Below are 13,809 nucleotides of genomic sequence, written 5' to 3' on the forward strand. Positions count from 1 at the left end.
CTTATAGTCTCTATTAGGTTTTATTATGATTAAACAAAGCTAAATTTGATTGATTGTAACAGTTTAAGGAATGAATGTGAGCGCATTATCACTCTCAGGTAAAAGCTTAGTCGGTCGCCTTATGTTGGCGTTCAGTCTCCTTGGGCTGCTGCTGTTATTGTTGGTTAGTCTGGGCAGTCTGTCGCTTTATTGGGTAAAGCTTGCAGACAGGTATTTATACGAGGAGGCGTTACCGGCCTCTGAGGCTGCAAGGCAATTGATGCAGTCATCTAATGGGCTACTCGATAATGCTCAGGGGCTTGAACAGGTAGAGGAAGAGGCTCAAAGGGCGTTTCTGGGTCGTAAACTTTCGATTGAAAGTACAAACCTCCTTGCCGCCATTGAGCAGTTAAACTCCCTGAATGTACAAGGTATTGAAGTCAACAATGATCGGCACCTAGCGCTGTTTGCTGGCGAAATTATACATGATCTCTCTCTATTGGGTCGCCAAGTTGGCGATCGATTGGCCTTGACGACTCTGCTGAATGAAAAGGGACGCAAACTTGCAGAGGCTGCCAGTAATAGTAGTGTATTGCTTGAAGCCGAGCTTGCGGTGGTTGATTCGGCCATTTTAGCTAAACTGAGTTTGGCGTACCCTGAGGTCGCAGGAGATGAGCAAAGTGCATATCTTTTGGATACCATCATAGAGCAAGATTTAGATATCCGTGAGCGGCTAAATCGAGCGCTGGTATTAGTTCATCATATCGCTTTGGTTGGCCAGTTATTACAATCTCCCGAGCAACAACTTGGTCTAAATAAAGTGTTAGTTAGCATGTCTCGAGCGCTCTCACCACAAGGCTTAAGTCTCAATGCTGATCGTGTCAGCGATAGAAATGATCCTCAGATCCCGAGTCCTTTTTCTGGCGAATTAGGCGATGGGCAAATTGATTTGATGCCACTTGAGCTACTTAACGGGTTAGTTCGCGATCCTGTTAGAGCAACAGAGCTTGAGCGAGAGTTGGTCATATTAAGGGAGGTTAATTTAGGTTTACGTCTTCAGCAGCGTTATGCTCAAGTGCTGACAAAGCAAAATACACAACTTTTGATGCTGACAGATAAACTCAGCCAGCTGAATAAATTTGTGGATAGTGCGATGAAGGCGCAACAAGCTCAGGCTGACGATGCGCGTAGTGAGTTTTTGCTACAATTGTTGTGGGCTAAGTTAGGGCTCTGGGCTACTGGGTTTTTAATGCTGTTTATCATGATATTAGTGGTCTATCGCGTTATCTATAGAGGCATTGCTTTACGCCTTAATGAAGCCACTACAGCGTTATCTCAGTTAAGCCAGGGCAATACAGACGTTGCTCTCGATCCTCACGGTGATGATGAGCTTACCGCAATGGCATCGGCTATTGATGCTTTTAAGCAAAAGACCACTCAGAATCAAGCGCTCCAATTAGAGCTGCAAGAGACAGCATCTGAATTGTTTGCCCATAAAGCGTCGCTGGAAAGTACGGTACAGGCACGTACTATTGAGCTTGCAGAGGCCAATCGTCAACTCGATGCAGAAGCAAAAGGTCACTCCGCGGCAAGGGTTATGGCTGAGCAAGCGAGTAAGGCCAAATCCCTCTTTCTTGCGACTATGAGTCACGAGATTCGTACACCATTGAATGGTCTTTTAGGGACCTTAACATTATTAGGCCATTCACCATTACCTCCAGCTCAAAAGCAGATGTTAGCGCTATCTCAGTATAGTGGCACCTTATTGCAAACTGTACTCAACGATATCTTAGATTTCTCGCGGTTAGAGCAAGGTAAGCTGACTAACGAGCCTAGGCCAGTTGCCCTCGATGAGCTACTTGATGAAGTGATGGCGATCATGTTGGCTGGCGCGGGCTTGTCGGGGTTATCTTTATCCTTAGTGCGGGATGATTTGCCCAAATGGGTCAGTTTAGATGGTCCCAAGTTGCGCCAAGTGTTGTTTAATCTGCTGGGTAATGCGATTAAGTTTACCTCAATTGGCGAGATTCAGATGCGGGTCTCTGTGGTTCAGCAACGGTTGACATTTGAAATATCAGACACCGGTGTAGGTATTAGTGATGCAGCTATGGATCAACTGTTTATCGCTTATGGTGTTCAGCCCAATCAAGGGCGAACACGGGGGACAGGTCTTGGGCTAGCCATTTGTAAAGAGTTGGTGGCATTAATGAATGGCCTCGACACTTCAAGTCAATGTATTTGGGTCAACAGCGAGGTTGGTCAAGGGTCGACATTTGGCTTTAGTTTACCATTGCATATTTGTGAGCAAGCAGAGCAGCTAACTCTAGAGCAACAACCACAAGTATTGTCTAAATATGTGTTAGTGGTCGAGGATAACAAGGTCAATGCCATGGTAGCACAAGGCTTTTTAGCACACCTAGGGCATCAGTCCGTGCTGGCCGAAAGTTGTGCTCAAGCTAGAGCCTTATACGCACTCGATAGTGCGTCGCAATTTGACGGTATCATGCTTGATATTCAACTCGGCGATGGCTCCGGAATTGAGTTGTTGGCAGAGCTTAAACAGATAGCCTGTCAGGCCCAGACCCATATCAGTATTGCGGCCTTTACGGCACAGATTCAAGATGAGGATATTAAAGCGTATCAAGCTTCAGGTTTCGATGAGGTGCTGGCTAAGCCGCTTAATATGCAGTCGTTAGCAAGTTGGATTGGTATTGCCAAGCAACCGAGCGACAGCCTTGATCAGTCTAATACTCCTGATGCCACCACTTCGCCTGATACTGATTTAACCTATGTTGGGGCGGGGCGGGCTAAATCGCTAGACAGCGCAGAGCCTTTGTTAGATGAGCAGCAAATTAATGATGACTTAGAGTATCTTGGTGTCGACGCAGTAACGGAGATGCTGGATATTTTTATGGTCAGCAGCGAAAAACAAATCAAAGCGCTAGCGACACAGCCACAAGAGTATGCGCCCTTGCTGCACGCCCTAAAAGGAAGTAGTGCCAGCATGGGTCTGCTAGCCTTAAGTCAGTTATGTCGGCAATTGGAAGAGAGCGGTATCGACGAGCCCTCATATTTGCTACTTAAACAGGTGTGGCAAGCCTCTCTTGGTGCATTAGGGGAGAGATTACAGCGCTTGCCTTAGGAAAATAGACTCGGCTACAGCGATAAGAAAAACACCGATCTTGCTCGGTGTTTTTCTTTGGGTCATTCACTGGATAGATGGATGAATATTATTGGCTAGCTGCCAGTTGCTCACAATCACTCGCAACCCAAACTTGAGTCAGGTGAGCGAGTGCTGCATAAAATTTCCCTGTATCAACTGAGGTCACTTTTTGAGTAAAGCTCGGCAGCCAAGCGTTTAAGTATTGTCGAATAAAGTCCAGTTGCCCCTTATCATCACAGTTACAGGCTTGATGGGCGACATAAGCTAAGATCACTGCGAGGTGATCGGCAGGCTCTGGAAACTCACTTTGAACCGCCAGCTGACTTTGTTGTAGATAGGTTTGTAGTTGCTGATGATGCTCGCCAAATAGCTGCGGATCTTCTGTAGACATATCATTAAGATAAAGACTCGCATAAGGATTTGCGCTGTGTTTTGTGCCAACTAAAAACAGTCCACAATAATCGGCTGCCAGCTCTAATAGCGCGTTATCTGAGGTTAATTGCGCTAGCACACTATTTAGCGTGGCAATATCTTCGCTGAATAAAGGGTCGCTCGCTAGATGGGCCAAAAAGACTTGTGCCTGTTCGCCTTTGAGTTCATCTAATAGCTGATGATCTAGCTCTTTGGCAAACAGCGACGAGAGCAGTCGGTAAACCATAGAACGGCCTTGGTTCATGGGGGTATTATAAATTCTCTTATCATTCATCTATGTGATCTCCTGTGATCCAATCTAAGTCGTTAACTTAAGCGCCAAGTGAGACTTGGCGCGAGTCGATGGTCGCAGCTTAGATTTGGGTTTCAATCGGGCCGCTAAACGAACTGACTTCTGGCACTTTTCCTCGATATTTTTCGAAGTCGACTAAACAAGTGTAAGCGCTACAGGCTTGGGCGAGCTTGGAACTGCCAATATCTTGTGTCAAGGTATTCGGATCGCCATAGCTGCATAATGCGCCGATCTCATTGCCCCCTTGCTTAGATCCGTCTTTACCTACAGGACCATACCAAGCCCCTTCGTGGATACGGATAACTCCGCGGGGGAAGCTGTCTGAAATCACTGCACCAGCCAAAAGTTGACCACGGTCGTTAAATACGCGCACGATATCACCGTCATTAATGCCCCTTTGTTTGGCATCTATAGGGTTTAAGTACACAGGCTCTCTGCCTTGAACCGTGTATGTTTCACGATATTGCTGTGATTCACACATTTGCGAATGCAAGCGTTTATCAGGGTGGCAAGATTGCATCCACATTGGGTGCTTGTCAGAACCTGGGCCTCCATGGCTACGCTCTGCTTTTTCCATCCATGTTGGGTGGCCAGGGCAGTCATCGTAATTAAATTGGGCGATTTTACGGCTAAATATTTCGATTAGCCCCGAAGGGGTGCCCAGCGGGTTCATTTCCGGATCGCTTCTGAAGTCAGCGTGACGTGTCCAAGGCTTGCCTTCACCAAAGTGAACATAACCCGCCTGCCAGAAGGTGTCGAAATCAGGCATGTCAAACTTACCCTCATTATCGGCTTTACAGTCGTTATAGAGTTTTTTAAGCCAGTCAAACTCAGACATGCCACGGGTGTATTCTTTCTCTTTACCCATAATTTTGGCGAAGCGAGTAAAGATCTCAAAATCTGACAGACTTTCGAATAAGGGCTCAACCATTTTCTGCATCGCCAAAATACCGCGGTTGGCGTAACTGCCATAGACGTCGATGTCGTTGCGTTCAAATGTGGTGCAAGCCGGTAACACAATATCGGAGAATCGACAGGTTGCCGTCCAGTTCATATCTATGGTGACCACACACTCCAACTTTTGGAATGCTTGCTTCATCTTATTTCTATCTTGGTGATGACTCCAAGGGTTGTTACCCGAAAACACCATCATCTTAATGTCTGGATAGGTCACTTTAGCGCCGTTGGCATCGATAGTCTTACCTGGTTCTAAAATGGCATCAATCCAACGGGCAACAGGAATAGTGCTGCTTGTGCCTTTGAAATCATTGTTATCAAATAAGGGTTTTTGGCCCTCATCAAGGTTACGAGGGAAAGCGCCTGGCGCAGCAGCTCCTGAAGAGGGCACACCAATACTCGAGTAGTGATGGCCATAGCTAATTCCGCCGCCAGGTAAACCAATTTGGCCAATCATAGTGGCTAGTACCGCAGCCATCCAATAAGGTTGCTCGCCGTGTTGTTGGCGCTGAATACACCAGCCCATCATGATTTGGGTGCGACCTTTAGTCATCACCTTGGCTAAATCACGGATAATGTCAGGGCTAACACCTGTGATCTCGCTGGCCCACTCAGGCGTCTTAGCAATGCCATCAGACTCGCCCATCAAGTAAGGTAAAAATTGTTGAAAACCTAGGCTGTAACCTTCGATGAACTGCTCGTCGTGTAATTTTTTAGTAACCATCTCATAGGCAATGCCGAGCATTAAGGCCACGTCAGTTTGTGGATTAATGTAAAGTTGCTCACAGCCCAAGTATTGTTGGGTTTTGGTCACCACGGGATCTATGCTGATCACGCGGATCTTGCCTTGCTGCACTTTCTCTTTCAGCTGGGCAAGATAGCCATATGATTCATGAGTTTCAGCATTCCAACCCACTTGCAGATTTTTATAGGGATCGTTTGACCATAAAATGATGGTGTTAGACTCCTCAAGGATCAACGGCCATGAGGTGCCTTGGGCATACACTTCGGTCGACCCTAAGATGTAAGGCAAAATGGTTTGGCCTGCGCCGGTTGAATAGTCTCCGATTTTTTTGACGAAGTTACCATGCATACCGACGGCACGCTGCATGTGGCTGGTGCTTGAATGCAACTGCCCCGTCGCGCGCCAGCCCGTTTGACCCGCATGTAGGCCCGATGGTCCATACTTGGTTTGTACTTCGTCTAAAGAATCTTTAAATAGACCTAGCGCTTTATCCCAGGTGACACGTACGAAGCGGAAGTCACCGCGCTGCGTGGTATCACTCTTGTGACCTTTTAGTAAAAAGTCGAGTCGCACCATCGGATAGCGAACTCGTGATGGGTTGTAGACTAAGCCCTTAATCCCATTGATCATATCGGTAGGGTACTTGTCTAAGTCAAAGGGAATGACCTGATCGATAACGCCATTTTTGCGCTTCATCTTAAACGCGCCGAAGTGGGAACCCGTGGTTAACCAGTCGTCATTGGCTTGAGTGCCAGCCGCCGCCAGCGCATTAAGTGGCGCTAATACCGAGGTACCACTCAGACCCATATAAGAGGTGGCCGCTAAGCCTTTAAGAAAATCTCTTCTGTTCATGATGATATCCTTTTAGTGCGCTGATTTGTCGAAAGTAGATGAATGCTCTTGCAAGTACTTCTGCACGAGTGCTTGGGTATCTTGGTCCATATTGACGAACGCTATCATGCCTTGAAACATCCCTGGCCAGCTGTTGGCATCAAAATGAGCCTCTGCGGGTTGGGTATGGCAGACACTGCAACTGCTGGAGTATGTGTCACGGGCATAGTCCCAAAGAGGTTGTAGATCTTTGACTAGATAGTCGCTGTCAGTCCAAATTTGAGCTTCAACTCGTTGCCAAATTAAGCCTGTCATTGGATCTTCCTTCTGTTCGAAAACGGCCATCACACCTTCCTCTAAGGCGGCATCTTTTGATAATTGAGCTGAGAGGATATTAAGCCCAAAATCGAAATAGATAACTCGGCCTGCGCCAATCTTCTTACGCCAGCCATCGATACCAATTTTGACGCGATTGCCTTGGGTCTCCAGTACGGTAACTTTGGTAGCAATGTTTAATGTGCCGGCTTCGACATCTGTTTTTCCATTAAAATAGAGAGGCTTAGTTAGTGCTGTGAAGTAATGTTCACCCACTTGTAGGCTACCTTCCCCTGCGCCGACTTGGGCAATTAGCTCTGGCGCTCGCGCGGTACCCATATCTGGGAGCTTGTGGGCGATGCCTTTGTGGCAATCGACACAGCTTTGATCTATCTCTGCGGCGCGCTTCATCTGCTTTTGTGCCAGCTTTGACATCTCATCCCATTTCATTGAGTTGTAGTTGTGACAATTTTTACATGCCAATGAATTATCGCGATCGAAGCGTTTCCATTCGCGGCTGGCCATTTCTAAGCGCTTTGCTTCGAACTTTTCTTCTGTGTTGACTGTCTGTAGTAACCAGCCCCACATATCGTGAGAGGCTTCAATTTTACGGCCTATTTTACGGCTCCAGTTATGGGGCACATGGCAGTCAGGGCAGGTAGCACGAACACCTGAGTGATTTGACCAATGCACTGTTTGTTGCAGTTCTTGGTAGGGTTTACTTTCCATGCTGTGACAGCTGATACAGAACTCCTCTGTATTGGTCAGTTCTAAGGCTGTATTAAAACCACCCCAGAAGATAATCCCCATGAGAAACGCCGATAGGCTGATTGTGCCTAAGGTTAGATATTTGGCTGGCTGGTTGAGTGTGCGCCAGGTATTGATAAACCACTTCATAACAGCATCCTTTATAAGATTGGCTATTGATTAACTTGAGGATTAATGTGCGACAACGCCGCCAAAGGCTTGAATCATCCATATGACAAAGCCATAGGCGCTAATGCCTGTGATAGTAATGATTGGAAATAACAGCAAAATGATAAATCCAAGCGCCTTCAGCTCTTTAGATTTAACGCTCGAGGCTGTATTAGTTGGATCTTGTTGTGCCATAATCTGCTCTCTTCATTCTTAGCTTTTCAATGACACCAATATTAGAGAAGTGTTGTTAATGGCTTTCGTGGTGTGGATGAATGAAAATCGACAATATATGAAAGATTGTGAAAAAACTCGATTTACTAGCGGCGATGAATATGCGGTGGTGATCGTTTGTTTGGTTGAACAGCTCCCATGCTGCGACTAAGTTAAGATGGTTGTCCCTGTTATTGGATAAGAGTATGAGTTGTTTATTAGTACCACTGACTTCTGAAGACGCATCGAATATGGCGATGATTGAACAGCAATGTCATCAGTTTCCTATGTCTCAAATGACGATAGAGACTTGTTTCGGGCGTTTTTATCATGTGATAGGTATCGAGCTAAATGGCGGGCTTAAGGGCTTTGCTATTATGCATATGCTATTTGAGGATGCGACCTTGATGGACATCTGCGTATTACCCCAGCATCAAGGTCAAGGGCTTGGCAAGTTGTTGTTAGGTGAGATTATTGAAATGGCTGCTCAGGGTGGGGCTGAGCGCTTGATGTTGGAAGTGAGGTCGTCGAGTGATTCAGTTATTGCGCTTTATAAGGCTTATGGTTTTGCGCAAACCGGGCTCCGTGAGGGATATTATCAACATGAGCATGGTAAAGAGGATGCGGTGTTGATGGAGCTATTGTTGTAGCTAAACATGATGCCGATTGGTATTAAGTGCGATTGCATATTGCCTAATCAGCTCCCAGAAAAAGACTCATAAAAAAATAGCGCCTTCAGGCGCTATTTTTTATCAAGCTGGGTCTATTTCACTTCTTTGCCTTGAGCTTGAAGATCGGCGTGGTAGCTTGAGCGCACCATAGGACCACAAGCTGCATGGGTAAAGCCTATCTTCTCGGCAAACTCTCTTAATTCATCAAACTCAGCTGGCGGCACATAGCGCTCAACGGGTAGATGGAACTTTGAGGGTTGTAGGTATTGGCCTAGTGTTAGCATCTCAACGTTATGAGCGCGTAGATCTTGCAAGACCTCTGCGATCTCTTCGTTGGTTTCACCTAACCCCATCATCAGACCCGATTTAGTCGGAATACTTGGGTGACGATCTTTAAATTTCTTCAGGAGATCCAATGACCATTGGTAGTTGGCACCTGGGCGAGCCTTGCGATAGTGCTTAGGTGCGGTCTCTAGATTGTGGTTAAACACATCGGGTGGCTCAGTGGCCAAAATGTCGAGTGCAGCATCGATGCGACCACGGAAATCGGGCACCAGAATTTCAATTTTGATCTCTGGATTAAGGATGCGGATTTCGCGAATACAGTCTGCAAAATGTTGTGCGCCACCATCACGTAAGTCGTCACGGTCAACGGAGGTGATCACCACGTACTTAAGCTTCATATCGGCAATCGTTTGCGCTAGCTTAACTGGCTCTTCTGCATCTGGTTTGAGTGGGCGGCCGTGGGCAACGTCGCAAAATGGACAGCGACGAGTACAAATCGCGCCTAAGATCATAAAGGTCGCGGTACCGTGGTTGAAGCATTCTGCCAGATTTGGGCATGAGGCTTCTTCACATACTGAGTGCAGTCCGTTTTTACGCAGTGCGGATTTAATATCAAGAATGCGCTGGTTTGATGCTGGCAGTTTGACTCTTAACCAGTCGGGTTTACGTAGCATAGTTTCGCGCTCTGAAGGCACGATTTTGACCGGAATACGTGAAACTTTTTCCGCGTCACGGAGTTTGACTCCAGGTTGTAATCTTTCAGGCCTAGTCATATTACTCTGTTAACCCTTGATGATGTTCTAGATGTTGATAGCCGAGTGTTTGGCTAAAGGTTTCAACGAGTTTTTCACCCGCTTCTATCACTGTTTTAGGTCCATTGAGTGGTTTGCATTGAGCCATCTCTAAGCCCGCATAGCCACATGGATTAATACGCTGAAAAGGTGACATATCCATATCGACATTTAATGCGAGTCCATGGAAGGAACAACCTTTACGGATACGCAGTCCAAGTGACGCAATTTTTCGCTCGTTGACATAAACACCAGGTGCGTCAGCCTTGGGATAGGCTTCGATGTCATACATGGCAAGCATCTTGACGATACTCTGCTCTATATCTGTGACCAGTTGTCTCACCCCAATTTTGAGGCGCTTGATATCGAGAAGAGGATAGGCAACCAATTGTCCTGGGCCGTGATAGGTGACTTGTCCGCCTCTATCTACTTGGATAACAGGAATATCGCCAGGGTTGAGTATGTGCTCGCTTTTGCCCGCTTGTCCTTGGGTAAAAACAGGAGGATGTTCTACGATCCAGAGTTCATCTTGACTATTTTCATCGCGATTATCGGTGTAGTGCTGCATCGCATGCCACACCGATTCGTAATCTTGCTGACCAAGATGACGAATATGTAAAATCTTATCCTTCAAGGGCAACCTCTCCCCTCATCATTTGAGTGCGCTTATTATACGCTTGAAATCAAGAAATGTAAGATGGATCACACTTCTTATCTGGACCGATAAGGGTTAAAGAACCCGCTTAACGCCTTCAATAGCGGCTAACTCGATATATAACCGTTCAATTTGTTCTTTACCGCTAACGATAACGTTGATGGTAATTGAGTTATAGGTGCCCTTGCTTGAGACTTTACTGGTTGGCATGTAGTCGCCCGGTACATGTCGCTGAACAACGGCTACCACATCATCGGCTAATGTGTCTCTAGCATCGCCAACCACCTTGTATGGAAAGGACGCTGGGAACTCCATGAGTTCGTGGAATTTGGTATCTAACATTTGTATGATCTCTTGCACAATCGAATGGCTTATAAAATGGGGGGTATTATACCTAATTCAACCCTAGGAGGCTAAAAACAAAAAAAGCCACCCGAAGGTGACTTTTTTAATCGACTTGGTTAGCTAAACCATCCAGCAAACATTTGCTTAAAGTAGTCCATTAATTTGCTAAACCAGCTGCCTTCGTTGACTTCTTGTAGGGTCACCAGTGGGAACTGGGCAATGTCCTTGCCATTAAGTTGGAAGTAGATGCGTCCAACCACTTCGCCTTTTGCTAATGGCGCAGTTAACTCTTTATTGAGCTCAAAGTTAGCCTGTAGGTTTGCCGCTTGGCCGCGATTGATGGTGATTGGCGTGTCGGTTGTTACGCCTAAATCAACAGATTCTCTGTCGCCATACCAAATCTTTTGCGTAACGAAACTGTCGCCAGTTTTGTAAGGCGTGATGGTCTCAAAGAAGCGAAAACCATAGTTAAGCAGTTTTTTGCTTTCGGCTTTACGTGCAGACTCACTCGCGGTCCCCAGCACAACGGACACTAGGCGCATACCATCTTTTGTCGCCGAGGTGACTAGATTATAACCCGCGCCTGAAGTATGGCCTGTTTTGATCCCATCGACGTTAAGGCTTTTATCCCAAAGTAGGCCGTTACGGTTGTACTGTTTAATACCATTATAGGTATAGGATTTCTCCGAATAGATTCGATACTCTTCTGGCACATCGCGGATAAGTGCAGCGCCAAGTATCGCCATGTCATAGGCAGTGGTCTTATGATTTTCAGAGTCGAGTCCGTGTGAGTTCTCAAAGTAGCTGTCTTTCATCCCAAGTTGCTTAGCCCATGAGTTCATCATATCGACAAAGCCATCTTCGGTGCCGGCAATATGCTCGGCCATAGCGACACACGCATCGTTACCCGATTGGATAATAATACCGCGGTTTAAATCTTCGACCGATACTTGCTTACCGACTTCGATAAACATCTTCGACGAGTCTGGGAAGTTTTTAGACCACGCCTTTTTGCTGATAGTGACTTTATCTTGGGGGGCGATATTGCCCACTTTAATTTCATGACCAATCACATAACTGGTCATCATTTTAGTCAAGCTGGCAGGGTTTAAGCTTTCATAGGCATTCTCTTCGGCGATGATCTGCCCTGAATTGTAATCCATCAAAATGAAAGCTTTCGCGGCGACTTTAGGCGCATCTGGGGTGACGACTGGCGCTGCATGTGCGGCAGTAAAGGAGAGTGAAGTAATAAGGAGTAGTGATTTAAAGCTGCGATTTATCAATTTCATATTTAAAAGGCACGTCTTTTAGTTGAATGCGAAAAGAAAGCGGATATCCGGTCGAGTATAACATTAGTCGACAATGGAATTCAGTGAAGGTTCATTAATCTTAATTAAATAGTCCTTTGTTGGACTACTCTGTCACTCGATAGCTTTGTGGATAACCATTTTGCTGCAGTTCTTGATGCAGTTTGTCGGCTATCTGTTGTCTGCCTATGGGACCGAGCTGTAACTTATATAAATTGCCCGTTTGTTGAATTCGAGTCTGTACTTGATATTGCGATGTTAACGACTTGGCTAGTTGCTCCACTCGGAGTTTGTCGGATGAGGCGAGTACTTGCACATAATGCAAGCGAGTGTCCTTGAGCTGGGCTAGGGCCACGGATTCAGGGTTTTCAATATAGATCACCTCAATCTTCACCTTGGCTGTGCCGGTCTTTAACATATCCAGTCGATGGGCAGCCGCGTAAGAGAGATCGATAATTCGGTTGTCATGAAATGGGCCGCGATCATTAACGCGAACAATAACACTTTTATCATTACCTAGATTGGTGACTTTGACATAGCTAGGTAACGGCAAGGTCTTATGGGCCGCAGACATGGAGTACATGTCATAGGTTTCGCCGTTAGAGGTGAGGTGACCGTGAAACTTCTTGCCGTACCATGAGGCGACACCTGTCTTTTGATAACCCTTGCCCGAGGGCAGTACCTGATAAGATTTACCCAACACGGTATAGTTTTTTGGGTTACCACCTCGGCTATAGGGCTCAAACTTGGGGTGAGCATCTTCAACCTTAGTGACATCAGGGGCATCGATTGGCGCAACGTCATCACTGATTTTATAGCGGCTACTTTTAGACGAGCAGGCGCCAAGCAGCAATAAGCTAGATAAAAGTAGGGAAGATAAAAGTTTATTATTTAGCATAGGCCTCTTTCAACTGTTGACTGAATTGATAAACCGCCATGGCGTAAAGCGGACTACGGTTATAGCGGGTGATCACATAAAAGTTATTAAGCCCTAACCAGTAATCTGTTTTATCTTCTTGAACTAATTCAACAATCATCGCCTTTTGGCTTATATCTAAGTCTACATTTTGTGCCAGCGCTATCTCTGGCGACAGGATATCGGCGACTTTATAGTGTAACTTTTCTCCTTTCCACACGGTTAAGGTTTCAGGTAGCTGGTGATTTGTCAGTGGCAATGTTACTAGTTCGCCTTTTTTCCAACCATGTTGATGGAAGTAGTTTGCCACGCTTCCGATAGCGTCAATGGGGTTACCGACAAGATCGCGTTTGCCATCGTTATCGAAATCAACCGCATAATGGCGGTAGCTAGATGGAATAAACTGCCCAAACCCCATAGCACCGGCATAAGATCCATTAAGATTTGTGATGTCTAAATCTTCTTCCTTGGCGAGTTGTTGCAAATTAGCGAGCTCTTTCCTAAAAAAGCTGGCTCTAGGTGTGTAGTGAAAACCAAGCGTGTATAACGCATCGATCGCAGGATAGTTGCCCATATAGCCGCCATAAAAGGTTTCGATGCCTATGATGGCGACAATAATTTCAGGGTCTACATCAAACTGCTTGGCGGCTCTAGCTATGGTGTTAGCATGGGTTTGCCAAAACTCAATGCCCTTAGCGAGACGTTTCTCTGTAAGGAAAATGGGTTGATAAAGGTGCCAAGGTTTAGCTTCCCAAGGGGTCGTAATCGCATCGATCACTTTTTGATTGTAGTTGGCTTGAGTCAAGAATTGGTCTATCTCTTGACGAGAAAAACCGAGCTCTAACTGTGCTTGAATAAACTCATTTTTTAATGAACTGATATCGCCATCTGGTGGGATCACAGTTTCATCTGCGTAGCTTGGCGCAGACACCAAACTGAGCGTCGATGCAAAGATCAAAGATGCGGTAGTAAAAAAGCGCGTTATATTGTTCAAGCT

Annotated in this window: 12 protein-coding genes; 2 read left to right on the forward strand and 10 right to left on the reverse strand. The window is 46.0% G+C overall.

The features are described 5' to 3' along the window. Positions 1–70 precede the first annotated feature (70 nt). Positions 71–3,121, forward strand: coding sequence for a TMAO reductase system sensor histidine kinase/response regulator TorS (torS, locus tag K0I73_RS04725; RefSeq protein ID WP_434086698.1), 3,051 nt, complete (start codon positions 71–73; stop codon positions 3,119–3,121). A gap of 88 nt (positions 3,122–3,209) precedes the next feature. Here the strand turns inward: torS and torD are convergent, their stop codons facing one another. The 4 genes from torD to K0I73_RS04745 all read right to left on the reverse strand — a co-directional run bounded on the left by torD (position 3,210) and on the right by K0I73_RS04745 (position 7,824). Then, a complete protein-coding gene (torD, locus tag K0I73_RS04730; RefSeq protein WP_220063368.1) occupies positions 3,210–3,848 on the reverse strand; it encodes a molecular chaperone TorD in 639 nt (212 codons plus the stop codon). Positions 3,849–3,927: 79 nt separating this feature from the next. Then, complete coding sequence (gene torA, locus K0I73_RS04735) at positions 3,928–6,420, reverse strand: trimethylamine-N-oxide reductase TorA (protein WP_220063369.1); 2,493 nt, start codon at positions 6,418–6,420, stop codon at positions 3,928–3,930. Between the two features lie 12 nt (positions 6,421–6,432). After that, positions 6,433–7,611, reverse strand: a complete 1,179-nt coding sequence (torC, locus tag K0I73_RS04740; protein WP_220063370.1) for a pentaheme c-type cytochrome TorC — start codon at positions 7,609–7,611, stop codon at positions 6,433–6,435. A gap of 42 nt (positions 7,612–7,653) precedes the next feature. Then, positions 7,654–7,824, reverse strand: coding sequence for a periplasmic nitrate reductase, NapE protein (locus tag K0I73_RS04745; protein ID WP_220063371.1), 171 nt, complete (start codon positions 7,822–7,824; stop codon positions 7,654–7,656). Between the two features lie 224 nt (positions 7,825–8,048). Between K0I73_RS04745 and rimI the strand changes: the two genes are divergently transcribed. Next, entirely contained in the window at positions 8,049–8,492 is a 444-nt protein-coding gene (gene rimI, locus K0I73_RS04750) for a ribosomal protein S18-alanine N-acetyltransferase (protein WP_220063372.1), read from the forward strand. A gap of 113 nt (positions 8,493–8,605) precedes the next feature. On the opposite strand, the gene lipA is transcribed toward rimI, so the two are convergent. The 6 genes from lipA to mltB all read right to left on the reverse strand — a co-directional run bounded on the left by lipA (position 8,606) and on the right by mltB (position 13,806). Next, entirely contained in the window at positions 8,606–9,571 is a 966-nt protein-coding gene (gene lipA / locus K0I73_RS04755; protein ID WP_220063373.1) for a lipoyl synthase, read from the reverse strand. Position 9,572: 1 nt separating this feature from the next. After that, a complete protein-coding gene (gene lipB, locus K0I73_RS04760) occupies positions 9,573–10,223 on the reverse strand; it encodes a lipoyl(octanoyl) transferase LipB (RefSeq protein WP_220063374.1) in 651 nt (216 codons plus the stop codon). Between the two features lie 96 nt (positions 10,224–10,319). Next, complete coding sequence (gene ybeD / locus K0I73_RS04765; RefSeq protein WP_220063375.1) at positions 10,320–10,586, reverse strand: DUF493 family protein YbeD; 267 nt, start codon at positions 10,584–10,586, stop codon at positions 10,320–10,322. A gap of 119 nt (positions 10,587–10,705) precedes the next feature. Further along, the gene (locus tag K0I73_RS04770) at positions 10,706–11,878 is read right to left on the reverse strand and encodes a serine hydrolase (protein ID WP_220063376.1); all 1,173 of its coding nucleotides are present in this window, start codon (positions 11,876–11,878) and stop codon (positions 10,706–10,708) included. 124 nt (positions 11,879–12,002) lie between these two features. After that, positions 12,003–12,794, reverse strand: coding sequence for a septal ring lytic transglycosylase RlpA family protein (locus tag K0I73_RS04775; RefSeq protein ID WP_220063377.1), 792 nt, complete (start codon positions 12,792–12,794; stop codon positions 12,003–12,005). Continuing rightward, positions 12,784–13,806, reverse strand: a complete 1,023-nt coding sequence (mltB, locus tag K0I73_RS04780) for a lytic murein transglycosylase B (RefSeq protein ID WP_434086699.1) — start codon at positions 13,804–13,806, stop codon at positions 12,784–12,786. The genes K0I73_RS04775 and mltB overlap by 11 nt, the downstream gene beginning before the upstream one ends. Between the last annotated feature and the right edge of the window lie 3 nt (positions 13,807–13,809).

The sequence above is a fragment of the Shewanella mesophila genome (assembly GCF_019457515.1).
GTDB classification, from domain to species: domain Bacteria; phylum Pseudomonadota; class Gammaproteobacteria; order Enterobacterales; family Shewanellaceae; genus Shewanella; species Shewanella mesophila.